Genomic DNA, 25,437 nt, shown 5'->3' on the forward strand with positions numbered 1-25,437 from the left:
CTCGGTGATCAAGGGCGCTGCGGCGGGCAGTGTTTGCCGGAGTGCCCGAACTCAGGGGGCGAAGGCAGCGGATTCGAGGCGGCGGGCCAGTCGGGCCGCGGATAGGGTCATGGCGTCGGCGGGGCGATGCGGGTCGAGGCCGGTGAGTTCGTGTACGCGGGACAGGCGGTAGGTGACCGTGTTGCGGTGCACGCTGAGCTGCCGCGCCGTCGCCAACTGGTTGAAACCGCTGTCGACGAACACGTCTAGGGTTTCCGCCAGCATCGGCTGGGTGTCGAGTGGCGCGAGTACCGACGCCAGCCCTGGCCGTGCCGCATCACTGACCGCCACTGTGTATTCGAATTGCAAATCAGTTCTGCGGCAGAGTATTTCGCGACGTGTCAGGCATCGACCCAGTTCGGCCAGCACCCGCGCCTCGGCAAAGATCGTCGGGATCTCCGCCCTGCTGGTTGCGGCACCGACACCGACCCAGTAGGGCGGCGTTCGATCGGGCTCATGTGCCGGTAGTCGCGCAGCGAGACCGGTGATCGCGGCCGTACCGTCATCGCCGGGTTGCAGCGGCATCAATGCGGTCCACCCGCCTGCATCCAGCCGCAGGAAGACGCCCGGAATCGCCTCGACCCGGTGCCGCAGTGCCGAAGCGTGTCCACCGCGGGTGCCGCAGAGGCGGAATACCGCGACGAGGAAGTCGTCCGCGACCGGAATGACCGGATCGTTGGCCCACTCCACCGGATCGCGCCCGGTAAGCAGTGCGTCGGCGATACCTCGGCGACGCTCCAACAGTTCCCAGCGCGGATCGTGCGAGCGCTGGGTGGCCGCGCCCGCGATGCGCGTCATGACCAGCGTGATGTACTTCAGCAGCACCAGCGAGGCGTCGAGCAGCAGTTCCTGCTCGGCGGGGGTGGCCGCTTCGCGCAGCCGGTCCCAGATGAAGGCCGAGCCGAGCCGATATCGGTCCAGCACCTCGGTTAGTGGCGTGCCGTCGCGGAGCCGGTCCATGGCCAGCTCGACGAGCTCCCCGGTGTCCTCCTCGGAGGGTTCGGTGCCGCGGCGCAGATATTCGAAGAACAGGTCGACGTTGAGTTTCGTGCCGCGCGCGAAATCGGTCTCGACCAGTGACTGCGGTATCCGCGGGTACGGCGGCAGGCTCCCGTAGAACCCGTCGACCAGCGACGCGGCTCTTCGGTGCAGATCGTCGACGACCCGGGTCCGCGTTGGCGTCATTGAACTTCTCCGTCCCGCACTACGAGTACAAGCTCTCGATCGTGTCGGTGTAGCGGGCGGCGATCGGGGTGCGCTCGAGTTTGCCGGTCGCCGTCAGAACATCGCTTCCGGGCTCCCACACCTCGGGTAGCACGATGTACTTCTTGATCTGCTCCACCCGGGAGAGTTTGCCATTGGCGGCGGCCACACCTTGCTCGATTGCGGCCAAGACCTCCGGCTTCTTCGCCAATTCGGCGACGGTGGTCGCGGTGAGCCGGTTGCGCTGGGCGAAAGCCGGGGCCAGGTCGGGGTCGAGGCAGATCAGTGCGGTGTTGTAGGGCCGTTGCTCACCGATCACCACGACGCTGCCCGCGAGCGGGCAGTTCTCGGTGATGGTGTTCTCGATATTGGCCGGGGACATATTCGCCGTCGTCGCCGAGCTTCACCTCCGCTCCGGGCAGTGGTGTGCCGACGGTACCGATCTTGACGCGTTCCGGACCGTTGAGCGTCGCGCCCGCAGTGCATTCGGTCATGCCGTACCCCTCGCACAATGGCAGACCGAGCCCGAGGAAGAATTCGTGCACCTCGGGCGGGATGGCCACCGAACCGGCGACCGCGGCGCGCACCTGATCCAGGCCGAGCCGGGTGCGAATCGATGTGAGCACCAGACGATCGGCCAGCGTGTATCGGAGTTTCTCCAGTCGGCCGAGTGCACGGCCGTCGGAAGCGGCCCGCGCGTGGGCGCGGCCGGTGCGCACCGCCCATCGGACCAGGGCGCGCTTGATCGGATTGGGTTCGGCGGCGAAGCGCTCCTCCAGCGCGCCCTTCACCTTCACCCATATCCGGGGAACACCGAGGAAGACGGTCGGATGCACCTCCGCCAGCGCCTCGGCGACCTTCTTCAGATCCGCGACGGTGGTGATCTCACCGCCTTCCAACATGGTGAGATAGTGCGCGAACCAGCGGTTGGCGGCGTGCGCGTCCGGCAGATACGAAAGCACTTGATCGTGGCCGCTGCCACCGCCGAATGTCTCGATGACGCGGGCATTTTCGATGAAGTTGGTGTGGGTGAGTTCGACGCCTTTCGGCGGTCCGGTGGTACCGGAGGTGTAGACGATGGTCAGCAGGTCCTCGGATTTCACACTGCGCCAGGTGGTTTCGAAATCGAAGCCGTTCGCCTCGGCCGCTTCCACTGTCGACAGCGCGATCGTGCCGGCCGGCGCCTCGTCGACGCAGATCACGTGCTCGACGTGACTGCCTTGGGCCGCCACCTTTTTCATGGCCTCGAGGATCTGCGGGGCAAACTGGCGCTCGCAGATGACGATCTTGTTGCCCGCATTGCCGAACTGATAGGCGAGCAGATCGACGGGGTTGGTGTTGTAGACCGAGAAGGGCGTGCCGCCCGCGTGCAATACCGCTGTGTCGCAGAGGTGGAATTCTGGTCGGTTGGTCATCATCAACGCCACCGTGTCGCTGGGGCGCAGACCGAGGGCCGCCAGGCCGGTCGCGATGGCGCGCACCCTGGTGAGCGCGCCCCCGCGACCGATGAGGTGCTGTCTCGGCTCGAGCGTGTGCGGCTGCCCGGCGGACACGCCGGATCGGTCGGTTTCTCGCCCGGATTCGGGTCCGTCATTGATGTCCAAGTCGTATCGTGAGACTCGGCGAGCAGGGCCGGCCGTGCACCCATGGACGGGTGCGGTCGTCAGAGACGGTCGCCTCGCCGCCCACGGATAGACCTGCGCCGCGAAAGCGAGGAGCCGTGTTGGACGAACGAGCAGCCTTGACTGCCACCACCGACGGAATTCTGGAATACATCTGCGCCGCGGAAGTCGAATACGTCGATATTCGATTCTGTGACGTTCCCGGTGTGCAGCAACACTTTTCGATACCGGCCGTCGCATTCGGCGCGGATCTGGTCGACAACGGGATCGCCTTCGACGGCTCGTCGGTGCGCGGATTCCAGTCGATCCACGAATCGGATATGTTGCTGCTCCCGGATCTGCGCACCGCGCAATTGGACCCCTTCCGTGCCGCGAAGACTTTGAATTTGAACTGCTTCGTGCACGATCCGCACACGCACGAGGCCTACAGCCGCGATCCGCGCAATGTCGCGCGCAAGGCGGAGGAGTATCTGAAGAGCACCGGCATCGCCGATACCGCCTACTTCGGACCGGAGGCGGAGTTCTACATCTTCGACGCCGTGCGCTACGACACGAAGATGAACGGCGCCTTCTACGAGGTGGATTCGTCCTCCGCCGACTGGAACACCGGTGTCAAATATAATCCCGACGGCACGATCAACCGCGGGTACAAGGTGCGCCCGAAGGGCGGCTACTTTCCGGTGGCCCCGTACGACGCCGACGTCGATATGCGTGATCGGATGTGCACGAATCTGCAGAACGCCGGCTTCGAATTGGAGAAGGGGCACCACGAGGTCGGTACGGCGGGCCAGGCCGAGATCAACTACAAATTCAATACGCTGCTGGCCGCCGCCGATGACCTGCAGCTGTACAAGTACATCATCAAGAACACCGCATGGGCCGAGGGCAAGACCGTCACCTTCATGCCCAAACCGCTGTTCGGCGATAACGGTTCCGGAATGCACGTGCACCAATCCCTGTGGTCGAACGGCACACCGCTGTTCTACGACGAAGCCGGATATGCGGGCCTGTCCGATCTGGCCCGGCACTATATCGGCGGACTGTTACTGCACGCGTCATCGTTGCTGGCATTCACCAATCCGACCGTGAACTCGTACAAGCGCCTGGTGCCCGGGTTCGAGGCACCGGTAAATCTGGTCTACAGTCAGCGCAATCGCTCTGCGGCCGTGCGCATTCCGGTGACCGGCGCGAATCCGAAGGCCAAGCGTCTGGAATTCCGCTGCCCCGACTCCTCGGGCAATCCGTACCTGGCCTTCGCCGCCATGATGATGGCCGGTCTGGACGGCATCCGCCGCAAGATCGAACCCCCCGCCCCGATCGACAAGGACCTCTACGAGCTCACGCCGGAGGAGTCCGCCGACGTCACCCAAACCCCACCCAGCCTCGACAGCGTGATCGACCGACTGGAAGCCGATAACGACTATCTGACCGAGGGCAATGTCTTCACCGACGACCTGCTCGAAACCTGGATCCGGCTCAAGCGGGATACCGAGATCTCCGAAATCAATGTCCGCCCGCACCCCTACGAATTCGATCTCTACTTCGACGTATAGGTCAGTCGATGTGCAGCTCGCCGTTGATGGTGAGAAAGGTGGTGGGGGTCAGGCCGAACATGGCGCGGAAGGTATCGCTGAAATGTGAAGGGGAGGCGAAACCCGCGTCGACGGCGGCGCGGGTGAGGTCGTGGCCCGCGGCATAGGCCCTGCCGACGCGCAGCATCCGCGCCCACTGCACATAACGGCGGAAACTGGTGCCGGTCTGTTCGGCGAAGGTGCGCAGGAAGTAGGAGGTGGATAGTCCTGCGGCACTTGCCTTTTCGGCGGCGCGCTGCTGCTGCGTCGGGTCGGCGCGGATGGCCGTGGCGACGGCGGCGATGCGGGGATCGCGGATGGTGGGGACCGGGATACTGGCCAGCTCGAGCAGACGGTCGATATCCGGTGCCGGGTCGGCGCACAGTTCGATCAGCTCGGCCTCGTTGCGATGGTCGGTGTTGTATCCGCTGACGGTGCGGCGCATACCGCCGAGGCAGCGGGCCATATTTTCCGAGGTCGGGTCGAAGAAGCAGAAGAGCTTGGGCACGTCGGTGTCCAGGATGTGGTGCGTGACGCGGGCCCGGAACAGGAAGCTGCGGGCGGTGATATCCGGAGCGTCCGCGACCCGGACCCGGAACGGGGCGTCGAGTCCGACCCCGAGGCCGGCGATCGCGGTGGAGTGCGCGCCCAGGGCCATCCCGGGCCCGATGTAGATCGCGTGTCCGAGTCGCAGCCAGAGCCGGGCGGAGGTGACCGTCGTTTCGGGAGCGCACGTTTCTGGAAGTGCCGACCGTGCCATGTTCGCGACGATACAGAAAGTCGCGGGACAGATGGGAGATCAGGATGAAGCTGGATGGGCAGGCGGAATCGACCTTCGAGCTGAGGGAGGTGACGGTCGACGGCGCGCGGCTGCGTTATGTCGATGTCGGGCAGGGTGATCCGCTGGTGCTGTTGCACGGCTGGCCGGAGAGCCATGCCGCGTGGCGGCACCAGATCGGGCCGCTCGCTTTATCGCGGCGGGTCATCGCACCGGACTGGCTCGGTTGGGGTGCTTCCGATCGGGATACGAATTTGAGTTGTGACTACGACAGCGAGGTCGAGCGGATCGGGCGCATGCTGGACGCGCTCGGCTTGGAGCGCGTCGATCTGGCCTGTCACGACTACGGCGGGTTCCTCGGATTGGGGTTTCTGCAGCGTCATCCGGAACGGGTGCGCCGCTTCGCGATTCTGAATTCACGCGCCCAGGGCATTTTCACGCCGCCGTACTACGTGCTGTTCGGCCTGCTGACGGTACTGGCACGGACCGCGTTGCTGCGGCCGCTCGTCACCGCACGGGCCATTCAATGGGTGCATCGCGTCGGTCTCGCACCGTATGTGCGCAACGGATCCTTCGACAGCGAACAGCTGCGCCGATACCTCGCCGTCTTGGACACCGCGGCGGGTCGCCGCTGGAACGCCCACTTCTGGTCCGGCTATCGCGTCCGGATCCGCCCGGAATTGGCTGCCGGACTGGGTGCCATCAGCTGCCCGACGACCGTCATCTGGGGCGACCGCGACCCGGCCATCCCGTTCCGCACCGCCCAGGAACTGGCCGAAGCAATCCCCTACGCCACGCTTGTCGGCATCGACGGCGGCAACCACTTCATCATGGAAGAACGCCCCGCCGAGGTCACCGAGGCGTTGCGCGCGTGGCTGCTGCGCCCGGCAACTGGATAGTCGAGCGAACTGCCACACCCATCGCCACCTCGTCCAGCGTTTCCCCCACGCGCGCCGCACGATGGTCAGGGCAGGATGCCCATTCTCGATTGTCTGGCGAACTACTGATGTGCCGCATCTACCTATGACGCGATTCTCTCCATGGAACACAGCGTGATGGGCTTCTAGTGCGCCATACATGAGGAGACAATCGGGGGAACGATGAACGACAGGCCGCTTGTGGCAACTGCGGTGTTGCCAGGCGTACCACTGCATTCCAGCGTACCGATCGCGTTGCGGGCCACTGGCGGGTGGGCCGCCAGTGGCCCGGTGGACACGAGGGACGTGCTCGTCACGTTGATGCGTGCCGACTCACCCGGTGCATGGCATCGCATCTGGCTCCATTCCGGAGACGCCGACGCCGTCACGGGCAAGGTTGTCATCGATCCCGATACCCGCGGCGAACGGCGCTGGGAGAACATCCAGCTGACGCGGACGTGCTCGGTGGCTCTCGACGTCGCCTGGCGCTTGACGTACCGGTACAACATGTGGCCGCTACCGGTGGGAATTCTGGCAATCGGTCTGATCGCCGATGATTCCAGCGCCGCGGCACAGGCCTTGCGCGACGGCGGACTGTCACGCGAGGAGTTGCTCGACTTCCTGCAGTCGGACGTCCTCGGCGTGCCGTTGAACGGACTGGACACGATACTGCCGACCCTCTTGGCCGAGTCGCACGCGGCGCATGCGGCTCGGAGCGGGCCACCGCCCAGCGCCCCGGTGACCGCGCCCATCGAGGTGGACCCCGAATACTGGCGTCGGAGAAGGCGAGTGGATATCGCGGTCCTCGTCACCGCGGCATTGATGATCCTCGTGTTGTCGGTGGCCTACGCGATGAGGCACGATCCGGCCGCTCACCATTCATCGGGCATGCAGACCTCGATATCCGTTTCGGCCTCGACAACGAGATTCGGGCCCGACCAGGTCGATCCGTCGACCGGGCGACCGGTGCTTTCGGTGAATCGTCATCGGCTGATGGGCATTCCGATGCAGTACTACGCCCTGACAGCTCCTGACGTTGAACCGCAACTTTTACCCGTACCCGTGAATTGAAAGGATGTACACGTCACATGGTCGCACGCAGAACAATTCGAGGATTCGTCGTCGCATCATCGGCCGCAGCGGCCATCATCACCGTCCCGGCCCTGGCCGAGGCCACCATCATTCCTCCCAGCAGCGCAACCCTGACCATCGCGGGCGACACGGTCACTGCGACCTTGCGCCAGATCAGTACCGATCTCGCCGACGGCACCGTGCAATGCACTCTGATGATCGACGGTGACCCACAGCAGAATTCGCTGTCCGCGCGCGAGCCCGCCCCAGCGGACTTCACGCTCAACCGAGCTGTGACCACAGGCGACCATCTCGCCATCACCTATTGCGCCGACTTCCCTGCCGGGTCCGATACGCCCAGCTCGTACCCAACGCTGGCCTGCGCCAAAGTCACCATTCCCGCCGGAACAGTCGAATCCCTGCCGAACGACCGCTGCTTCCTGCCCAACTGACAGCCGCCGCACATCGACCCGAAACCCTTTCCAGACGAAGGGGTTTCGGCCGTCGAAGGACCGATTCGGGGCGTCACCGTGAGAAATTGATCACCGGAGCGCCCGGCCGAATGGCCATATACGACGCTGCTCGGCGAGCAGGGATACGCCCAACCCGGATCTTCCCGCGTGTTCTCCGTGGCCGCGATGAAGCGCAATCCCTGTCGGCGGCTGACCCGCGACCTGTGGTTCGTCCTGAAAGTTGGGATCGGTAGGAGGCGTGCGCGTCGTCTACTTACCCTGTTCGATCTTGCGTTTACCGCCAGCCGCGGATCCGTCAAGACGGACTGATATTTCCGTGCGTTCACGCCAGATGCGGAGCCAGGATCGCCGCGCCTGCACGTACGGCGGCCCAGTCGGGGACACTCCTTACGCGGGCATTACGGCGATCTTCGAGCAGCTCGTCCGATTCCCGCAGGCTGGGTACAACCGCGCTGACTGAACCGGCCAGTGTGGGGCGACGGAAGATCAACTGGCCGTGCTGATTCGAGGACCGCGGAACGTCCGCAACTGCCGAGTTCGGGGCGATTGCGGGAGTGTGGACACGATCTCGGCTACACCGATGACTTTCGGGTGAATCTGTCGTCGATACCTCTGGGTGTACCGACAGACAGGAGTCCAGGCATGACGAGACCGTTTCGATTGGGCATGACCTCGGTGCGGGCCAACGGTGTGGATCTCGGCATCGAGAGCTTCGGGCGCGCGGACGATCCGCTGGTCCTGCTGGTCGGCGGCACAACGATGTTGTCCTGGCCCGACGCGCTGTGCGAGCGGCTCGCGTCGGGCGGGCGGCGCGTGGTCCGCTACGACCTGCGCGACTCCGGCGCGTCGACGACCCTCGACCCGGAGAATCCGGCCTACGACCTGCGGGACCTCGTCGCCGACGCGGCCGCGCTGGTCGAGGTGCTCGGTGCCGGGACCGCCCATCTCGGTGGAATCGGCGTCGGCGGGATGGTCGCTCAGGTCGCCGCGCTGGATCACCCGGACGTGTTCTCGGCACTGACCCTCAGCGGCACTCGGCCGGTGGCGCCGGGCCCGGTCGACGAGGACCTGCCGGACCACGACCTCGCGGTCATGGGCGCGCTGTTCTCCCGCCAGCTGCCGGACTGGACCGACCGGGACGCTGTCGTGGCGTTCGCCGCCTCGGCGGCCGAGCCGATGGGCAACGATCCGGAGCAGGCGCGTGCGACCGCGGCTCGAATCTGGGACCGGACGCCGTCCGGCGATCCCGCGGTGCACCAGGCGAACCAGCTCGGGATGGTTTTCTCCCGGATCGACTGCGCCCCGCGCTGGCGGGGCCGGCTCGGTGAGCTCGACGTGCCCACGCTCGTGGTACACGGTCGCGCCGACCCGTTCTTCCCGGTCGGCAACGGCGAGGTCCTCGCCGCCGAAATCCCTGGGGCGCGACTGCTCGTCTTCGACGACATGGGTACCGCTCTGCGCCACGCCGCGGCCGACCAGGTCGCTGCCGCCATGCTGGCCCTGTAACGCCTGAACACGCACACGCGCCGCCGAACCCGGCGGCCGCCCCGAAAGGAGATCATTATGGATGACACCGACCAGCGAGGTTCCCGACCCGGGCGCGGGACAATCCAGCGGATGGACAATATCGCCATCGTCGTCGACGACCTCGCGGCTGCTACGGCGTTCTTCGCCGCACTCGGACTGGAGCTGGAAGGCGAGGCGACAGTCGAGGGCAGCGAGGTGGATCGCCTCGTCGGGCTCGAGGGAGTCCGATCGGACATCGCGATGATGCGCACCCCGGACGGCCACGGACGGGTCGAGCTGACCAAGTACCAGACGCCGTCGACCCGAGACGGTGACCCAAACGCTCCGGCGAACACTCTGGGCATGCATCGCATCATGTTCGCTGTGGAAGACGTCGACGACATCCTCGACCGCTTGCGGCCACACGGAGCCGAACTCCTCGGCGAGCTGGTGCAATACGAGAACAGCTACCGGCTCTGCTACCTCCGCGGGCCCGCTGGCATCCTCGTCGCGCTGGCCGAGCAGATCAAGTGACCGGTCGATGAACGGCCCAGCGCCGGAACGGGCTATCTCCGGAATCAGGCCCTTCAGCATTCTGGCAGCGAGCCCCCTCGTCCGCGCCAGTACGGTGCAACGATATTCGGCCGTCAGGCGCACGCTCACCGCGCCCGATCTCACGCACGCGGAGCTGGTCGCCTCCGGCCGAGATGCGATCCTGGTCGTCCCAACGCTCGGATACTTCGGCGCGGTGTTCAACGAAATCTCCCTGTCGGACAGGGGATATCGTACCGCGCTGGATTCCGGCCTGCTGGAGCGGGCGTTCGATACCGCGGCTCTGCTCGTACGGGTGCAGAACGACATCGGCACGACACTCTTGCGGCAGTCGGCTGGTCAGCGCGCGGAGTTCGTCATCGCGACTTACACGATCGAGTCCTATGGCACGGTCATCGACCTGCTGGTCCGGGCGACAGCGGAGCCCGCGCTGAATCGGTTCCGAAGGATCTGCGCCACGGCGAGTTCAACATTCGCCGATACGAGGTGCACCGCTGCCGATCAGTGGACGCCCGGGCGATCTGATCGATGCCGCGGCCGCCATGCGGGCGCTGGCACTGACTGTCGTGATGCGGGCGCTGTGCTCTGGTCGAGTTCTCAGAGGAAGCTTCCGCCGCCGTTCACCGCTACCGTCTGCCCGGTGAGGAAACCGTTGCCGATCATCATGAGGACTGCGTGACCGATCTCGTCGGGTGTACCGATGCGGCCGACCGGCAGCCGGTCGGCGACACCCGATTCCTTCAGTGGCACAGCCATTTCCGTGTCGATGAGTCCAGGTGCGATGGCATTGACCGTGATCCCGTCGGCGGCGAGGCGCGCGGCGTAGCCGCGTGTCAGCCCTTCCAGACCCGCTTTGGACGCGTTGTAATGCACACCGATGCCGCCCGCGCCCCGAGCCGCTACGGACGAGACGTTCACGATCCGTCCCCAGCCTCGTTTCCGCATCCCGGGGAGTACGGCTTGGGTGCACAGGAACGCTGACTTCAAAATTCGGCAGGTCGGCGCGAAAACCAGGGGGTCAGCGTGTTCGGTCGTATACCAAGGCGATCTCGCCGAGATCCCCTGTATCCTGGTGTGCGAGCTGCCATTTCGAGGCGGGGAGACCGTCCTCGAAGAGCCGTTGCCCGCCTCCGGCGATCTCGGGGCAGATGATGAGATAGAGCCGGTCCTGCAGGTCCGCCGCGAGCAGCGGTTTGATGATGCTTGCGCTGCTGTTGACGAGGATGTCACCGTCGCCGGTGGTCTTCAGTTCGGTGACGACGTCGGCGGCAGGGGCGTTCATGATGCGGGTGCGTTCCCACGGCGCGTCGGTCAGGGTGGTCGACAAGACCACCTTCTCGGTGTCGACCAGCCATTTCGCGTAGCCACGGTCACGTGGATCGGCATTCTCGTCCTGAGCGACCGTCGGCCAGAATCCAAGGAACCCTTGGGCATTCAGTCGGCCGAGCAAGGCCGTGGTCGCGTTCTCCCAGATCCGGCTCATGTGGTTTCGTGCGACGTCGGTGGTCGCGTAGGGAACGATCGCGCCCATGTCGGCGGGCCCGCCGGGGCCGTGGTAGTGACCGTCGAGGGTGAGGCTGATGTTCGCGGTCACCTTGCGTCTGCTCACGGTTGTCTTCCTATTCGATGTGCGGAGTACAGTCTGGAGATCATTTCGTCATAGGTAGTTGTGGCGCATCGATATTCCTGTGCACTCGTCGGGTGGGTGTCGCCTCGCGTCGTCCTCGGCGCCCAACTAACGTCCGGCGAGTTCGGCGACGACCGGTGCGAACCTTTCGGCGAAATCGGCGCCGAAGACGAAGTAGGAGAAGCCGATCTCCTCCCGTCGCCGCTGGATTTCCTCGGCGGCTGCTGCTGGGTCGTCCGGGAGGACGGTCACCGCATCCACAGCGCGCAGTGCGGCGGGGTCGGTGTCGGGAGGTGCCATGTGCGGTGCGACGTAGTCGCCGATCACCGGCACGGCGAGTGCGAGTTCGACATCCCCGCGGGCGCGAACGTCCTCGGCAAGCCGGGTGACCTCGGCCCGGGGCTGGGCTCCCAACGCGAAGGTGACGGTGTCCGCGATTTCGGCCGCCAGTGCCCGCGCCTTCGGACCCTGTACGGCGATCGCGACGGGCGTATGACGATCGGGGCCGTCGAAGCCGCGCAGCTTCTCGACGGTCGCACGCACCTGGGCCAGGCGCTCCTTCGGTGGCACGACGGGCATGCCCTTGTCGCGCAGCTCATCTTCGATTCCGGGCCTGCCGGTACCGATGCCCATCTCGAAACGGCCGTCGGTCAGTAGCGAAAGCGAATGCGACTCCCACGCCGTCAACCAGGCCGGACGCAACGGAGCAGCGTACACCCAGGTGCCGACGCGCAGGTCGGTCATGGTCGCGACGGCGGCCAGCATGGGGGCGGGCGCCGGTTGTGTGAGCGGGAAGTCGGGCACCAGAAATGTCGAGTACCCGCTGTCGGCGATGCGGCGCACGCGATCTCGCCACGTCGGCAGGTCGGTCATGAGCGGGGCAACGACCCCGAATCGAAACGGTCTTGTCATGGCTGGACTCCTGTCTTTCGGTCTATCCAGACGAATCGACGACGGATCCACCCGAAATTCATCGGTGCAACCGAAATCGTGTTTGTGCTGGGTACGGTCTGGAGATCATTTCGTCATAGGTAGTTGCAACGCATCGGTGTTCCCTGTGCACTTTTCCTGCGGGCGCTGTCGATGGCGTCCAGGTATCGCAGCGAACTACGGGCTACCGATGCCATCGACCTACCTAGACGATGATGCTTGTGCTGATCGGCTGGCGGTCGAGCATCGGCGCTTGCCCGAAACTGTCCGAGTACCACCGCGACGAGCAGCGCGGGCTGGCTCCTCGAAAAACTTGCCCCGCTGCCGAACTCGCACGCATGCTCAGCAGCCAGAAATGAATGCAGTAGTCTATGACGTCCAGGGAGAGGGATGGTGACCGGTCCTATTCCACACCACCAATCGCCGGTCGAGCCCGGCGATCGACGAGTTTCGTTGTTCAGTCCGGAATTCGCCGCGGATCCGCACGAATTCTATCGGGAGATGCGCCGACGCTATGGCGCACTGGTACCGGTCTATCTGGCCCCCGGAGTGCCCGCGACCCTGGTGATCGGCTATCGCACAGCGATACGAATCCTGCACGACCCGGAGCACTTTCCGGCCGATCCGCGGGCTTGGCAGAAAACTGTCCCGGCCGAGTGTCCGGTGCTTCCGGTCCTGGAATGGCGCCCGAATGCGTTGCGCAGCAGCGGAATCGAGCATGCACGCTACCGACAGGCCAATACGGCGAGCATCGGCGAACTCGATCTACACGCACTGCATGCCACGGTTGAGCACCTCGCCGCCCCCCTTATCGACAGTTTCCTCGAGGCGGGCACGGTCGAACTGGTCGACGAGTACGCCTTTCCGCTCGCCTTCGCGGTCGTCAACGCAATGATCGGCTGCCCGCCCGAGATAGGGCACGAGGTGGCGGCCGGTATAGCGGCGCTGTTCGACGGTATCGACGCCGAACAGGGCAATGTGCTACTTGCCGAGGCGCTTTCGCGGTTGATCGTGCTCAAGCGAGCCGAACCGGGTGACGACATCGCCACTCGATTACTCCACCATCCCAGCAAGCTCGACGATGTGGAGTTGATCCACCAACTCGTGGTTCTCTATGGCGCGGGGATCGAGCCGCAGCAGAATCTGATCGTCAACACCCTGCTGCTGATGCTCACCGACGACCGATTCGGCGGCGACATACTGAGCGGCAGCCTATCCACCCGCGACGCGCTCGACGAAGTCTTGTTCACGGATCCGCCGATGGCGAACTTCTGCGTCACCTATCCGCGCCAGCCGGTTCTGATCGATGACGTCTGGCTTCCCGCCGATCAGCCGGTCGTGATCAGTATGGCCGGTTGCAATAACGATCCCGCGATCAGCGCTGGTGAACACACCGGCAACCGTTCGCATTTGGCGTGGAGCGCCGGACCGCACGCCTGCCCCGCCCGCACAGCCGCGTACCTGATCGCCCAGGACGCTATCGACCAACTCCTCGACGCCGTGCCCGGAATGCGGCTGGCGATTCCCGCCGAGAACCTGACTTGGCGGCCCGGGCCCTTCCATCGAGCTTTGTCGGCACTCCCGGTCGTCTTTCCCAGGTAGGTAACGGGTCTCGTCAGTCCGTGCGTGCGGTGATCACCACGGTTTCCTTCGATAGCACCGGACGCAGCTCGATGGCGCCGCGGGTACTGAGTTCGACGGTGATTCGGGCACGTCCGGTCGCGTCGGCGGTCACCTCCGATTCCACCGCGCCGTGGGTCAGATACCGGCCGCCAGGAGTGAGCTGATCCAGTAGCAGTGCGAAGCGACCCGATCCGCGACCGGGATGCAGCACCGCGTCCAGCCCGTAGCCGTCCGAAACTGCCTTTGCCACAAGGACATTCGGATGGGGTAGGTCGAAGATCCGGGGACCGGCATTCCATTGCGGTGGTCGGGGGCGCGACATCATATCGGTCAGCGCGTACGGGCGGCCGAGTCCTCCCAGACCCAGCATGCCGTTGGCGTGCAGGGAGGCGGAGTCGAAACTCCCCAGGCCGGGTTGGTGGTCATCTGCTACGAATCTCAGCTGCTCGGTGGCCGCGCTCCACAGTTCGGCATACCAGTCGGATTCGCCACATTCCTGTGCGAGCAGCATTGCCGCGGCAAATGATTCGGCATTGGTCGGTGCTTGCGAGCCCCAGTCCGCGACGATCGGAGATTCGGATCCACCGGATCCGAGCCGACGGAAACGATCGGTGGTCAGCCACTCGCGCAGCAGTATTTCCCATGCGCGCCATGCGAAATCGGGCAGTAGCGGTGCGACGAATGCCGCGACCGCCGCAGTGGTCGCGGCTCCTCGGAATGCGCGTGCGGTGAAGCCGAATCCGGAGGCGATGAATGAGACGATATCGCCGTCCGCGGCGGTGAACTCGGCATCCAGACCGCGTTGGAAGCGGTGGGCGATATCGGCGGCATGGCCGGTTCCGATCAGCGCGTCGAGTGTGGCGACGCCCGCTGCGCTCACCGCGTTGCAGTACGGGAAGATCAGGCCATGCCTACGGCTGCGGCCCACCGGAAGTGGTTCGCACGGCCACAGGCACAGCTCACCGCCGAAGTTTCGGATCACGATGTTGTTGATGGTCCGGTGGTCGTAGGCGAATTGTTCGGTCGGTGACCAGGAAAAGTTCAGTGAGCCCGGCGTGTCGAAGCGACGGTCACCGGTCGCCTGCTGGAACATGGCCAGCTGCAGGTTGAGGTAGCCGGTGAACATGATGTTCTGCGGCACGTCGATCGGATCCGCGCGACGCGCTCGAAAATCCCAGTTGCCCAACAGATTCTGGTGAAACCAATATCCCCAGACCGTCTTGTCCTGCATTCGTGTCAGCACATCGAGTTGCGCACGATGCAGCGGTCCGCGCAATGCGGGAGTATGCGCGTAACCGTAGATCGCCAGCGCCCAGCCGAGGGCGTTGAGCTGATAGCGGTACTGCTGCAACGGGCCCGCACCCTCGGCGTCGAAACCGTCCCAGGTGTCGAGTGGCTGCGTGGCGATGCTCATCAGATAGCGAAGCAATCGCAGTTGATCGGCGTCGGCTTCGGTCACCTCAGGCGTTCCCGTCCGGTGGTCGAGTGGCATCGGATTCGTTCGTGCCGGACGCCTCCGCTCGGCCAGGTAGTTTTCCCGGTCGACCCCGAGTCGACGGGCGCCACGGTGGCGGATGTGCTCGCGAATCAGTACGAACGCCGAGAGTCCAACGGCGACAACGGGAGCACCCCACCACACCCAGGTCATCGGTCCCGGCATGTCATCGTGGACCTGCGCCAGTGCCGCGGCAGCCGCAGCGGCGCCGAGCACGATCGCGGGCAGGGTCACATAATCCGACCGTGCCACCGAGCGGAAGGCGAACGCCCAGCCCGCTGCCGCCAGGACGCCGATGAACGCGGCGATATGACCGGCCGCCACCACGATCGTCGGAACGGCGACAACCGCGATGGCCAATGGCGGTGCGGCCGCCCCCGCGATCAGCAGGCCCCGGCCGCGCCGTGCCGCCGAACCCGCAAGGGCGATCTCGGCCCAGATCACCACGGCATGGCCGACGACAATAGTGGTGGCGAAGGTATGGTCCAGCGGCGGCATCACATACAGCAAACCGGCGCCCGGGACGACGAGTCCGGCTCCGAAGGCCCGCCACGCATCGGACAGTCCGAGAGTCTGGGGAATGGCCGCCGCGGCACCCCAGACGAGCGCGGTCAGTGCGAGCGTGCGCCGCAACCATCGGGTGGTCGCGGGTCCGCGTAGACGAATATTCGATGCGGACTCCCGAACCGGTGCGGCTGTGCTCATGACAACTCCTGTGTTGTGTGCGCCGCCGCTGGCCGGGTGGGCACGAAAGTGACTGTCGTATCCGATGACTCGACGAGGTGACCGGAAATGGCAACTTCGAGGGGGTGACGATTCGGCCGTCGGACCGGGCGACGGGCCCGAAGGGTGTGATAGATCCGCACACCGCGCGGCCCGAACACCACGAGCCCGGTAAGCAGGACACAGCACACCATGGCTCGTCGCACCTCCCAATCCGCGGAAGTCCAGAATGGGTGAATAAGTAGGCCGGTGGCATCGGTGATCAGGCGGATATCCGCGTTTCTGTTTCGTAGTGACGAAATGGAAGTTATTTAGGTAGTAGTCCCTTGTAGGTAGTCGACGAGAATCGACTACCTATGCGGATTATCTATTGAACTGATCGGTAGGTGCCGAGTAGTTTGTTGCCCATAGAGTTCAGCCAGCCCTACCGGGGTTATTCGCACTGCTCGAATCCGAGTCCAATGAGGTCGGCCAATGAAGATTTGTGATGTCCGCAAGTCGGGTTTCCGCCGTGCTGGATTGCGGTGAATATGCCGGACCGGCGGGTGCGTGAGGTCGCCATCATCGGCACTGGGATGATCGGAACTTCTATCGCCCTCGCCTTGCGTAAACGGGGAATTCTGACATATTTGTGCGATAGTGACGCGAATGCTGCCGCCATGGCAGCGGCGCGGCGAGCGGGAGTCGTCGGTCTGCCCGCGGCAGCGGTCGATATAGCGGTACTCGCGATGCCGTCGAGCGATATGGCGGCGGCGCTCGCCGAATGCCAGGCCAAATCGATCGCACATTTCTATACCGATGTCGGCAGCGTCGAAGTGGCGCCTGCGGCCGAGGCGGAGATGATCGGCTGCGACTTGACGAACTATGTCGGCGGACATCCGATGGCCGGTAGTGAGCGCTCCGGTCCGCTGGCCGCGTCGGCCGATCTGTTCCGAGATCGCGCGTGGGCTCTCACCCCGCTCGCGGATACCAGTGCGGCGGCGATCGATGCAGTCGTCGAGTTGGTCGGCCTGACCGGTGCGTACCCGGTCGTGATGTCACCGTCCGAACATGACCGGGCGGTCGCCTGCTCAGTTCGGCACGGCATTGGTGTAAACCCCGAGCGCTCGGCGTGATTCGCGGCGGAGCCGATTCGGCTACCGCTGTCTTCGTTGCTGGGGTCGACGGGCGGCGGCTTGTGCGACCTCGTCTCTTGTGTCGGTGGGCACGAGGGCGATGATGTCGGCGCGGGAGTTGATCATCAGCTTGCTGAAGATAGCAGCGACCTGGGCATCGACGGTCTTGAACGAACTGCCACGACTGGCCGCGATCGCGGTATTGGTCCAGCCCGCCGCGGCGAATATCGCCACTTCGCGTTCGGCGTTGGACAATTCGCTCCACTTGGAGGGGCGGTGTCGCCGGACCGGATGATCCAGCGCCAGCTTGTTCAACGACAAGGTCCCCAGTGCCAGCCGGGCCACCTCATCGAATTCGGGCCGGAGCATCGCACCTTCTTGCTCGGCGGCGGCGAAAGCCTTGTGTCCGAGCACATCTCGGGCGGTCGCGATGGCGTTGTCGGTTTCGGTTGCGAACGGTCCGAGGTTGGCGATATTCACGCCCAGCTTCTGTCGAACTGTGCGGGCACCGCCCGCGAGATTCGCGATCTCCGATGCCAAGTCGAGCACCGAATCGGGCTGGGCGCTGTGCTCGACGCGCGCGTCGGCGACCAACCGTGCCAGCGTCCACGTCCGGATATGCACCGCCCAGATCGCTCCCCATTGGTCGCGCATCGCCAGTTGGTTCGTCAGCGCGGTGCGCCCGATGGCCAATGCCTCGTGTGGATCACCGTGTTTGGTCAGCGCGATCGCCCAGGCCAATTCGGCCCAGGATTGTGCCCATCCAGCGCCCGATCGCGTGGCAATGTCGAGATAACCCTGCGCGATCTCCAACGCCTGTGATGACGTGCCGAGCAGTCCGGCCGCGAGGGCCTGGAACAACTCGCTCATCGCGGATGCGCCGCATTCGCCGGAACGGTGGAACCGTTCGCGTGCGCGTGCGAGCACCATCACCGACCGTGGATCGCTGGCGAAGAGCAATTCGGCGCCCCGGGCGAAGTCGACAGGCGCCGGTAGTCCGAGATCGGCGGTCGGATCGTTTCGCCAATTCGCGCCGATCTGCTGCGCGTCCGGGATGCTGGCGGCGACGCATTCGTCGAGTATCCGTGCGGCATCGTCGTGCACGCCCTGGCACATGGTGACCCATGCGGTGAGCGCCATCGAGGCGGTTTGCAATTCGACCGGTTGTGGATCGAGACTTCGGGTCGCTTCCAAGGTGCGCATCGCCCAGCGACGGGAATCGCGCAGCGAACCCATGAAGAACGGAAGCCGCAGGGCGATCAACCCGGTCGCGATCTCCAGCCCGATCGCGGACTCCCCGGGCGTGGTGAGGCTGCTGTCCATCGCGGTGAGCAGGTTGTCCCACGCCGCGCGGGCCCAGTCCAGCAGGTCTTGTTCGGCCGGACCGAACCATTCGGCTCCCGCGTGGACGGCCTTGTCCCGGTAATAGCGACGGTGCCTCGCCGACAAGCGTTCCCACTCCGCACCCGCTGATCGCTCGCGCAGTCGCTGCTGGGCGAAGACCCGCAGGCTCTCCAGCAGCGAATATCGGACCGCATTCGGCATCAGGTGCATCGTGACGAGGGATTGGTCGACCAGACGCTCCAGGAATCCCTCGATCTCGTCGCGAGAGATCCCGGTGCCGTCGTCGTCGGCGCACACCGCCTCGATCGCTTCGAGTTCGGCACCGACGTCACGCCCCGACATGCCGTGATCATCTTCTGGATTGCCGTCGTAACCGGCGGCGAAGACCGAGAGCCGCTCGAAAAGCAACTTTTCGTCGTCCTGGCAGAGGTTGTACGACCAGGCGATGACATCGTGTATGCGCCAATGCCTTTGGTCGGCTCCGACCCGTGGCCCGTGCGACCACCGCAGCCGCCGGTCGCCGTCCTCGCCGCTGAGATCACGCAGGATCATCGGCAATGGCTGTCGCATCAGCCGGGCCGCGGCCAACCTGATGTAGAGGGGATGGTTGTGCACGTGCCAGCAGATCGAGCCCGCGACCGCGGTGTCGTCTTCACCCGCGATGGGGTGACCGGTCAGTTCCGCTCGTGCGCGGAACAAGGCCAGCGCCTGTTCACGCGGCAGCGCCGGAACCGGCACCAGTTGTTCGTCGACCCAGCCGATCGCCTCCCGGCTGGTGGCCAGCACCGTCAGCCCGGGCACCGCGTCCAGTAAGGTGGCGATCACCTGTCCGACGCCGTCCAGGATGTGCTCGCAGTTGTCCATCACCAGAATCGTCTGCAGGTTGCGGCTGGCGCCGTCGGTCCTGGTGAATGTGTCGAGCAGAGCATCCCAGGTCGACCGGTCGGAGAAGTCGACGTCGATGATCGAATGCGCGATTTCGTCCGCGACCGCCGTCGCGTCGGAGCCCGCCGGGAGCCGGGCCAATCGGACCCAGTGGATCGGTGCGCGGCGAGCCTTGTGATAGCGATGGGCGGCCTCGGTCGCCAGCCGCGTCTTGCCGATACCGCCCGAGCCGATGAGGGTAATCAGCCGCGTGGAAGACAGAAATAGCGTTGCAATTTTTTCCAGTTCGCGTTCTCGTCCGACGAAATCGCTGGTCGCCGCTGGGAGGGAACTGGCATTGGCGGGACGTTGTGCTGACACATCGAGCAGGGTAGTCGGCCGATCCGACATCGAATTGCGATCCATGGGTCTGAATTTCGCGGCGAAGGTCATCGAGAAGGAAATGGCGGAGCTGGGCATAGCGGTGTTCACACCCCAGTAGCCGTGCCATCGCCTCCTTCGATCCGATCGTACGAATCCCCCGTGCCCGGACAAGATCGATAACCAGGATTTCCGGATAGGTAGGCCGGGCGCATCGGTAGTAGTCGAGGAAGGTGGGCGGCACTCCACACAACGGTATTTCGATCCGGTTCCCAAGGGCGCCTTGTCGATGCGACGTTCGGCTATGAAAGTCCGAGTTGATCTGCCTCGGCCAACCATGCACTCCGATACGGTATCCGATCCTGGGAGACGAGCGGCAGTCATGCGTGTACGTTCCCGATGATTCGGACCTACCTATCCGGTCATGCTTATCGCGATTTGTCCGAGCAAAAGCGGGGTGGGTTTGAGTCGATCACTGTGGGTCGATCCGCAATTGCTGCGGGCCAGGGGGACCGCGTTCGAGGAGATCGGCGATGAGGTCCAGCAGGTAATGCGACGGTTGGATGCTGTCTTGTCCGCGGAGGGGCAGTGATGGGGTGACGACGAGGCGGGCGCGGAGTTCGAGAAGTCCTATCAGCCGGGCGCGCAGCAGGCGATTGTCGCCCTTCGCGAGATGGCGCAGGCGTTGCGTGGTCTCGGCAAGCAGGTGACCCAGGCGGCTGGCACCATCGAGGCCGCAGATCAGGTCGCAGGCAGGTCCGTGCGCGACAGTGCCGCGGCTGCCGACCCTGTCCCGCGTCGACCCGATGATCGTGTCGTGCCCAAGTCCGGTCAGAAATCGGCCGCCGGCTCACCTCGGATGATCTCACCGGATTCGAGTTCCCCACCATCGGCGCGGGCCGTCGGTCCACAAACTCGACCACAGCTCGACGAGCACATGCGTGGCGACGACCCGGTGCGGCCGTCGGGCATCGATCCGTCCGATGGTGCTGTTGCGCGCCCGCAGCTGGATGGCGCCGACGGTGCCCACAGCGAGGTCGGCGGCACCGAGGGAGTCCAGGCGCCCGGGGCGGAACCTGTTCGCGGTTCCGTGCCGAGCGCCGAGCATCCCGATCGAACTGCCCGTCCCGGCGTACCAACGGCGGCACAGCCTGCGCGTGCGCCTTCGCCTCGCGCTGTTGTCCGGCCGAGCGGGACCGGCGCGCAAGCACCTGCTGTGAGCGCACGCGGAGATCGGAAGCCTTCGGCCACACCCTGGGTGGGAAGTGGAAACCCGGCTGTCCGGCCATCTGCCGTCGCAGGACCCGCCCGGGCGCGCGAGATAAAGCCCACGCAGGACAAGAAACCCGCGACCGATCGACGACAGCGACGAGGGGAACGGCCTGCGGTCGTGGCCGGTCCCGCGGTCCGACCGGTGACCGGTAGCCCGATCATGCGACTGGCGCAAGCGCTTGCCGAGCGGCACGGTGTAGAGGTGTCCGGTCTCCAGCAGCCCGGTCTCGATGCCGTGGTGGGGGAGTTCCTCGCGGCCACCGACGATGTGCTGTCGAGGCATCGGGTGATCGATGTCCGCCGGATCGCGATCGGGGCTATCGGCGAAGGCTCAGTCGTGCGCGTCGGCCATACGCCGGGTGCCGATGCGGATACGTCGGAGTGCTCGTGGTCGGTAACCCTCGACGGGGCGCTGGCTGCCGATCCCGAGCGGCTCGGGGAAATCCTGCGGAACCAGCGTCGACCGGGTGCCGCTGTCGCACAGGCGGATACGCGAACCGTGTATTCGGCGACGGTTCGGGAGTTCGGTCGCGCATTCGATCGCGCTGGGGCCGGGCGTGCGCGGAGTCGGGCGCAGCGGGTCTTGATCGGCGAGTATCTACGCGGGAACAGCGGCTACCGCGGTGCAGGCCTCGGTCGCGTGGTGGCCGGGTACAAGCGATGGCGCGATCAGTTGAGCGGTGCGAGCTTCGACAAGGGGCGATTCGACGCAGGTGCGGCGCTTGCCGATGCCTTCACCGACGTGATGCTCAATGGAGACAAGGCCACCGAACCTGCGAAGACGTTGTGCGGCCTGCTCACCGACGCTGCGGCGAGGGGTCGGGTGCACGAGCAGTGATCGGCTGGGGCAGAAGCGATCTGGAGTCCAGAGGGGCCGTCGTATGAAGAATTCGGACACCGGCGATCCGGAGATCGAGCATGGGCAGGTCGCCGATCCACTCGATGGCGAGATGACGCGGTTGGCGCAGGAGATCGCGGCGGAGATCGTTGCGGCGGGTCCGTCTGGATGGCAGTCGATGACCGCGGTCTTCGCATTGACGGTTGCCGAGGAGTCGATAGTCGTCGTCTTCACCGAGGGTGACCGGTCCACGCGATGGGATCCGCCGGAATCGGTGCTGGCGTCGGTGCGACGGCTGCGTGAGCTGTCGGCGCGGCTCGAGTACGGGCCTTGGTGGCGCCTGCTGATGTGGTCGTCCGACGCACGCGCACCCGAGGTCGGGTACGACTACGGCGACGATCTGTTTCCGGACGATCAGCTGTTCGCTCCCGAGGCGTATCGCACAGATCTCGCGGAGTATCCACGGGACAGGCTTCCGGTGTGGTTGTCGGCGTATATCGGCCACGGCGACCGACAGACGCGCAGTCCACGGTCGGCGGTTACCGCGGTTCGCGCCGACCGCGCCGCCGGGGTACGACCGGTGCCGTTGGAGAACCAACTGCCGGATCTACCGGCGATGTGGGCGAGATGGACCGTTTTGTCGGCGGCGTTCGTTGCGGTCGGATCGCAGGTGGGACCGCGAATACTGCCGTCGCTCGGCTGGTTCGAGAGTTCTCGGCGGGCCGGTTCGACCCTCTATGTTCTGCCAGGTGGGCGTGCGGTGCTGTCCGGGGGTATATGGAATCCGCCGGAGTTGGATGCGGTGTACAACGAGGACGGTGATCGAAGAGCAGGGTGTCGAAGTGTCCGTACAGGCGATCGCGGACCGGCTGCAGCTGCCGCGTCCGGTGGTGTACCGGCATTTCGACGGACGCGCCGATCTCGATGAGCAGATTCGTCGGGAGATCCTGAATTCACTGCTGACCGCACTGATGCCGACCCTGCAGCCCGACGGCACCCTGCGCGCTGCCGTACGGGGTGCGATCGGTACCTATATCGGTTGGGTCGAGCGTCATCCGAATCTGCACCGATTCCTGGGCGATGCCGCACCGCTTGGGGATTCGTCACCAGCGCTGGCCGGTGCGCGCGATCGCATCGGTGGTCGGCTCGCCGATATGTTCGCAATATCGTTGGCGCGCTTCGGAATCGATCCGAATCGCGCCCGCCCGATGGCCTTCGGCACCATCGGCTTCGTCGACGGTTTCGTGAACAACTGGCGCTCCGATGTCGCAACCACACTGTCCTCCGATCAAGTCGAAGGCATCCTGACCGAATCGGTGCTCGCGCTGTTCGAGGGCAATGCGCGCAGTCTCGGCGTTCCGCTGGAACGCGACACTATCGTCAAAGACCTGCTGAGCCGCGCGGAACCCGTACGGTCCCAATAAAATCTGTCACCGCATCAGCCACCCCGCACATCGGCGGGTGAGCAATGGCATGACGACCCACACCATGGCCGCGACGGCGATCGGCACGATAACTGCAAGCCGCAGTGGCGGTGCCAGCGGTTCGAGCAGCGGCCCTGAGATCGTCACCAGAACTGTGAGCAGTGGATAGATGCCGATGACCGTCAACAGCCACAGCTTCCATTTGACCGGCCCCGCGGGTTGCGTGGCCGGTCTGCGGCTTTCGTCTGTCTGTTGCCGAGTCACCGTGTGGCCGCCTGGATTTCATCGACCAGCCGAACGGCCTCGGGCAGTTCGATGTGATCGTCGGGGAAGTTGCCCAGATGGCTTCCGGTCGCGGTGAGCACGGCGGTGGCCTCCAGACCGCGCACCAGTAGTCCGACGTGTTCGACCGGATCGGGCACGTTGACCGGATCATCGGCGGCCGCCAGCACCCGGAACTCGCGCGCCGCGCCGCGAATTCGTGCCCAGTCGAACGGTTCGGCGAAGAATTCGGCCAACAGGTCATAGCCGACCTCATGTGCTGCGGTGGACACCAGGAGCACTCCGGCGAATTGCCCGGCCGCGGCGACATCGTGCTGCTCGAGCATGCGCAGCACATTGACCCCGCCGATGCTGTGGCCGACAAGAACGGTATCGCCGGCCGGACCCGCCGCCGCTACCGCTTCGGCGAAGGCTTTGCGCCACGGGTCCAGCCGGGGTGCGTCCGGCTCGGGCAGGTTCGGGATCGTCACGGAATGGCCGAGCGCGGTCAGCTCCGCCGTGAAATGGGGAAACCAGACGCTGTCGGCGCGGGCTCCGAGGCCGTGGTTCACCACGATCGCACTCACCATCACTCATCTCCTAAATCGAAACGCTCCGTAGCGTTTCGCAAAACGATAGCAGACGAATACACTGACCGCCATGGCGACGGGAAGTGCCGCGACACCGCGGTCCGGCGGTCGGATCCGCAGCGAATCCGCACGCGATGCGGTGCTGCGTGCGACGGCTGAACTGCTGGAGGAGCAGGGCTTCGGCAAGGTGACGATCGAAGGCGTCGCGGCGCGCTCGCGCGTCGCCAAGAGCACGATCTACCGCTGGTGGAAATCGAAGGCGGTCCTGGTCATGGACGCCCAAGGCGTGGTGGCCACCCAGCGCATGCCGGATCCGGATACCGGATCGGTCGAACAGGACCTGACCGTCTTCCTCGGGGCGCTCTACGGTGTCGTCGAATATCCGTTGCGAGTCAAGGCATTACGCGGATTGATGGCCGAGGCGCAGCTGGACCAGGACTTCGCCGGACCGTTCCGGGACTGGGTGCAGACTCGGCGAGATGTGGTGGCGCGCATAGTGACCCGTGGCGTGGCGCGCGGTGAACTCGCCGCCGATCTGGATATCGAGTACGCGACTGATCTGATCTTCGGACCGTTCTGGTATCGCTTGCTCGTCGAACACGCACCGCTGCGGCCGGAGCAGGCGCCGATCGATGTCGCGCGACTGCTCATCGGATTCCGTACGCCCCTCGGCTGATCAGCCCCGGTGGAATTCGATTGCGAGGGCGAGTAATTCGGCCATGTAGTCACCGTCTGTACGCGACAGGCGCATTGCCTCCTCGGGTGCGAAGGCACGGACCTCGAGAATATTCTCCGCATCCTCCGGATTGGTCGGTGCGGATTCGAGCACCACATCCGCCGTGCACCACAGCCACGCCTTGTGCGGGTGCGGCTGCCAAGGATGGTGCGGTGCGGGGCGATCGGTGGTCGTGTGGTGGGCACCGAACGGCCGCACCGATCCGACCGGGCGGGCACCGGCCTCCTCCATGAGTTCGCGTCGCACGCAGGCGTCGACAGTTTCGCCCGCCTCCCTGGTGCCGCCGGGCACGATCCAGATATCGCGATCGTCGCGACACAGCACGATATCGGCGCAGACGAAGCAGACGACGTGGATATTGGTGACCAGTTCGTCGGGTGGCAACTCGGTGGAGAACCGCACGTCCAGACCACCCCATTCCCAGCGGGTTGGCGTGTGCAGCAACGGATATCGGTCGGCGAGCGTCACACCGACGACGCTAG

The 25,437-nt window shown here is 65.2% G+C and carries 24 protein-coding genes and 1 pseudogene; 13 read left to right on the top strand and 12 right to left on the bottom strand.

Annotated elements, in window-relative coordinates; genetic code table 11:
* Nucleotides 1-51 precede the first annotated feature (51 nt).
* Nucleotides 52-1,224 carry a PucR family transcriptional regulator gene (locus ACZ60G_RS09315; protein ID WP_465808749.1) on the bottom strand — a complete coding sequence of 391 codons (1,173 nt, stop codon included), beginning with the start codon at nt 1,222-1,224 and terminating at the stop codon, nt 52-54.
* 19 nt (nt 1,225-1,243) lie between these two features.
* Nucleotides 1,244-2,726 (bottom strand): annotated as a pseudogene (locus ACZ60G_RS09320) (AMP-dependent synthetase/ligase); the annotation flags it as partial.
* A gap of 257 nt (nt 2,727-2,983) precedes the next feature.
* Between ACZ60G_RS09320 and glnA the strand changes: the two are divergent.
* Nucleotides 2,984-4,417 (top strand): type I glutamate--ammonia ligase, encoded by a 1,434-nt coding sequence (gene glnA, locus ACZ60G_RS09325; protein ID WP_465809162.1) that lies wholly within the window; start codon nt 2,984-2,986, stop codon nt 4,415-4,417.
* Between the two features lies 1 nt (nt 4,418).
* Here glnA and ACZ60G_RS09330 read toward each other — a convergent pair whose 3' ends face one another.
* On the bottom strand, nt 4,419-5,195 hold the full coding sequence (locus ACZ60G_RS09330; RefSeq protein ID WP_465808750.1) for an AraC family transcriptional regulator: 777 nt from the start codon (nt 5,193-5,195) through the stop codon (nt 4,419-4,421).
* Nucleotides 5,196-5,239: 44 nt separating this feature from the next.
* On the opposite strand from ACZ60G_RS09330, the gene ACZ60G_RS09335 reads away from it, so the two are divergent.
* The 5 genes from ACZ60G_RS09335 to ACZ60G_RS09355 all read left to right on the top strand — a co-directional run bounded on the left by ACZ60G_RS09335 (nt 5,240) and on the right by ACZ60G_RS09355 (nt 9,714).
* Complete coding sequence (locus tag ACZ60G_RS09335) at nt 5,240-6,112, top strand: alpha/beta fold hydrolase (RefSeq protein ID WP_465808751.1); 873 nt, start codon at nt 5,240-5,242, stop codon at nt 6,110-6,112.
* Between the two features lie 309 nt (nt 6,113-6,421).
* On the top strand, nt 6,422-7,201 hold the full coding sequence (locus ACZ60G_RS09340; protein ID WP_465808753.1) for a hypothetical protein: 780 nt from the start codon (nt 6,422-6,424) through the stop codon (nt 7,199-7,201).
* 17 nt (nt 7,202-7,218) lie between these two features.
* Nucleotides 7,219-7,653 (top strand): hypothetical protein, encoded by a 435-nt coding sequence (locus ACZ60G_RS09345; RefSeq protein WP_465808754.1) that lies wholly within the window; start codon nt 7,219-7,221, stop codon nt 7,651-7,653.
* Nucleotides 7,654-8,340: 687 nt separating this feature from the next.
* Nucleotides 8,341-9,180, top strand: coding sequence for an alpha/beta fold hydrolase (locus tag ACZ60G_RS09350; RefSeq protein WP_465809163.1), 840 nt, complete (start codon nt 8,341-8,343; stop codon nt 9,178-9,180).
* A gap of 57 nt (nt 9,181-9,237) precedes the next feature.
* The gene (locus ACZ60G_RS09355; protein WP_465808755.1) at nt 9,238-9,714 is read left to right on the top strand and encodes a VOC family protein; all 477 of its coding nucleotides are present in this window, start codon (nt 9,238-9,240) and stop codon (nt 9,712-9,714) included.
* A 615-nt stretch (nt 9,715-10,329) separates the two neighbouring features.
* Here ACZ60G_RS09355 and ACZ60G_RS09360 read toward each other — a convergent pair.
* From ACZ60G_RS09360 to ACZ60G_RS09370, 3 genes are all read right to left on the bottom strand, one after another.
* Nucleotides 10,330-10,719, bottom strand: a complete 390-nt coding sequence (locus ACZ60G_RS09360; RefSeq protein ID WP_465808756.1) for an SDR family NAD(P)-dependent oxidoreductase — start codon at nt 10,717-10,719, stop codon at nt 10,330-10,332.
* Nucleotides 10,720-10,750: 31 nt separating this feature from the next.
* Nucleotides 10,751-11,341 (bottom strand): dihydrofolate reductase family protein, encoded by a 591-nt coding sequence (locus ACZ60G_RS09365; protein ID WP_465808757.1) that lies wholly within the window; start codon nt 11,339-11,341, stop codon nt 10,751-10,753.
* A gap of 126 nt (nt 11,342-11,467) precedes the next feature.
* Nucleotides 11,468-12,271: an LLM class flavin-dependent oxidoreductase gene (locus tag ACZ60G_RS09370; RefSeq protein ID WP_465808758.1), complete on the bottom strand. Its 804-nt coding sequence runs from the start codon at nt 12,269-12,271 to the stop codon at nt 11,468-11,470.
* Between the two features lie 408 nt (nt 12,272-12,679).
* Here ACZ60G_RS09370 and ACZ60G_RS09375 point away from each other — a divergent pair, with 408 nt between their 5' ends.
* Nucleotides 12,680-13,891 (top strand): cytochrome P450 family protein, encoded by a 1,212-nt coding sequence (locus ACZ60G_RS09375; RefSeq protein WP_465808759.1) that lies wholly within the window; start codon nt 12,680-12,682, stop codon nt 13,889-13,891.
* A gap of 13 nt (nt 13,892-13,904) precedes the next feature.
* Here the strand turns inward: ACZ60G_RS09375 and ACZ60G_RS09380 are convergent, their stop codons facing one another.
* A complete protein-coding gene (locus ACZ60G_RS09380; RefSeq protein WP_465808760.1) occupies nt 13,905-16,112 on the bottom strand; it encodes a linalool dehydratase/isomerase domain-containing protein in 2,208 nt (735 codons plus the stop codon).
* 548 nt (nt 16,113-16,660) lie between these two features.
* On the opposite strand from ACZ60G_RS09380, the gene ACZ60G_RS09385 reads away from it, so the two are divergent.
* Complete coding sequence (locus ACZ60G_RS09385; RefSeq protein WP_465809165.1) at nt 16,661-17,245, top strand: prephenate dehydrogenase/arogenate dehydrogenase family protein; 585 nt, start codon at nt 16,661-16,663, stop codon at nt 17,243-17,245.
* A gap of 21 nt (nt 17,246-17,266) precedes the next feature.
* On the opposite strand, the gene ACZ60G_RS09390 is transcribed toward ACZ60G_RS09385, so the two are convergent.
* Nucleotides 17,267-19,834: an ATP-binding protein gene (locus ACZ60G_RS09390; RefSeq protein ID WP_465808761.1), complete on the bottom strand. Its 2,568-nt coding sequence runs from the start codon at nt 19,832-19,834 to the stop codon at nt 17,267-17,269.
* A 463-nt stretch (nt 19,835-20,297) separates the two neighbouring features.
* Here ACZ60G_RS09390 and ACZ60G_RS09395 point away from each other — a divergent pair, with 463 nt between their 5' ends.
* Entirely contained in the window at nt 20,298-20,426 is a 129-nt protein-coding gene (locus tag ACZ60G_RS09395) for a hypothetical protein (RefSeq protein WP_465808762.1), read from the top strand.
* 273 nt (nt 20,427-20,699) lie between these two features.
* Here ACZ60G_RS09395 and ACZ60G_RS09400 read toward each other — a convergent pair whose 3' ends face one another.
* Nucleotides 20,700-20,942: a hypothetical protein gene (locus tag ACZ60G_RS09400; protein ID WP_465808764.1), complete on the bottom strand. Its 243-nt coding sequence runs from the start codon at nt 20,940-20,942 to the stop codon at nt 20,700-20,702.
* A gap of 306 nt (nt 20,943-21,248) precedes the next feature.
* On the opposite strand from ACZ60G_RS09400, the gene ACZ60G_RS09405 reads away from it, so the two are divergent.
* Genes ACZ60G_RS09405 through ACZ60G_RS09415 form a run of 3 tightly spaced genes read left to right on the top strand, consistent with a single transcriptional unit; the run spans nt 21,249 to nt 23,368 of the window.
* Nucleotides 21,249-21,944, top strand: coding sequence for a hypothetical protein (locus ACZ60G_RS09405; protein WP_465808765.1), 696 nt, complete (start codon nt 21,249-21,251; stop codon nt 21,942-21,944).
* A gap of 43 nt (nt 21,945-21,987) precedes the next feature.
* Nucleotides 21,988-22,872 carry a hypothetical protein gene (locus ACZ60G_RS09410; protein ID WP_465808766.1) on the top strand — a complete coding sequence of 295 codons (885 nt, stop codon included), beginning with the start codon at nt 21,988-21,990 and terminating at the stop codon, nt 22,870-22,872.
* Nucleotides 22,787-23,368, top strand: coding sequence for a TetR/AcrR family transcriptional regulator (locus ACZ60G_RS09415; protein WP_465808768.1), 582 nt, complete (start codon nt 22,787-22,789; stop codon nt 23,366-23,368). Before ACZ60G_RS09410 ends, ACZ60G_RS09415 begins: the two co-directional genes overlap by 86 nt.
* A gap of 6 nt (nt 23,369-23,374) precedes the next feature.
* Here ACZ60G_RS09415 and ACZ60G_RS09420 read toward each other — a convergent pair whose 3' ends face one another.
* Together ACZ60G_RS09420 and ACZ60G_RS09425 are read right to left on the bottom strand one after the other, a co-directional pair.
* Entirely contained in the window at nt 23,375-23,632 is a 258-nt protein-coding gene (locus ACZ60G_RS09420; RefSeq protein ID WP_465808770.1) for a putative antibiotic biosynthesis monooxygenase, read from the bottom strand.
* Entirely contained in the window at nt 23,629-24,219 is a 591-nt protein-coding gene (locus ACZ60G_RS09425; RefSeq protein WP_465808772.1) for an alpha/beta fold hydrolase, read from the bottom strand. The genes ACZ60G_RS09420 and ACZ60G_RS09425 overlap by 4 nt, the downstream gene beginning before the upstream one ends.
* Before the next feature lie 70 nt (nt 24,220-24,289).
* On the opposite strand from ACZ60G_RS09425, the gene ACZ60G_RS09430 reads away from it, so the two are divergent.
* The gene (locus ACZ60G_RS09430) at nt 24,290-24,895 is read left to right on the top strand and encodes a TetR/AcrR family transcriptional regulator (protein ID WP_465808774.1); all 606 of its coding nucleotides are present in this window, start codon (nt 24,290-24,292) and stop codon (nt 24,893-24,895) included.
* On the opposite strand, the gene ACZ60G_RS09435 is transcribed toward ACZ60G_RS09430, so the two are convergent.
* A complete protein-coding gene (locus ACZ60G_RS09435) occupies nt 24,896-25,423 on the bottom strand; it encodes an NUDIX hydrolase (protein ID WP_465808776.1) in 528 nt (175 codons plus the stop codon). It abuts the gene before it with no gap.
* Nucleotides 25,424-25,437: the final 14 nt, after the last annotated feature.

This window comes from Nocardia sp. NPDC102475 (genome assembly GCF_055584605.1).

Coding starts and splice junctions, on each gene's coding strand:
- ACZ60G_RS09345 (WP_465808754.1), top strand. CDS start 7,219: ATGGTCGCACGCAGAACAATTCGAGGATTCGTCGTCGCATCATCGGCC.
- ACZ60G_RS09335 (WP_465808751.1), top strand. CDS start 5,240: ATGAAGCTGGATGGGCAGGCGGAATCGACCTTCGAGCTGAGGGAGGTG.
- ACZ60G_RS09315 (WP_465808749.1), bottom strand. CDS start 1,224: ATGACGCCAACGCGGACCCGGGTCGTCGACGATCTGCACCGAAGAGCC.
- ACZ60G_RS09410 (WP_465808766.1), top strand. CDS start 21,988: ATGAAGAATTCGGACACCGGCGATCCGGAGATCGAGCATGGGCAGGTC.
- ACZ60G_RS09425 (WP_465808772.1), bottom strand. CDS start 24,219: ATGGTGAGTGCGATCGTGGTGAACCACGGCCTCGGAGCCCGCGCCGAC.
- ACZ60G_RS09400 (WP_465808764.1), bottom strand. CDS start 20,942: ATGCTCGGCGCTCGGCACGGAACCGCGAACAGGTTCCGCCCCGGGCGC.
- ACZ60G_RS09375 (WP_465808759.1), top strand. CDS start 12,680: ATGGTGACCGGTCCTATTCCACACCACCAATCGCCGGTCGAGCCCGGC.
- ACZ60G_RS09380 (WP_465808760.1), bottom strand. CDS start 16,112: ATGAGCACAGCCGCACCGGTTCGGGAGTCCGCATCGAATATTCGTCTA.
- ACZ60G_RS09385 (WP_465809165.1), top strand. CDS start 16,661: ATGCCGGACCGGCGGGTGCGTGAGGTCGCCATCATCGGCACTGGGATG.
- ACZ60G_RS09370 (WP_465808758.1), bottom strand. CDS start 12,271: ATGACAAGACCGTTTCGATTCGGGGTCGTTGCCCCGCTCATGACCGAC.
- ACZ60G_RS09430 (WP_465808774.1), top strand. CDS start 24,290: ATGGCGACGGGAAGTGCCGCGACACCGCGGTCCGGCGGTCGGATCCGC.
- ACZ60G_RS09330 (WP_465808750.1), bottom strand. CDS start 5,195: ATGGCACGGTCGGCACTTCCAGAAACGTGCGCTCCCGAAACGACGGTC.
- ACZ60G_RS09355 (WP_465808755.1), top strand. CDS start 9,238: ATGGATGACACCGACCAGCGAGGTTCCCGACCCGGGCGCGGGACAATC.
- ACZ60G_RS09350 (WP_465809163.1), top strand. CDS start 8,341: ATGACCTCGGTGCGGGCCAACGGTGTGGATCTCGGCATCGAGAGCTTC.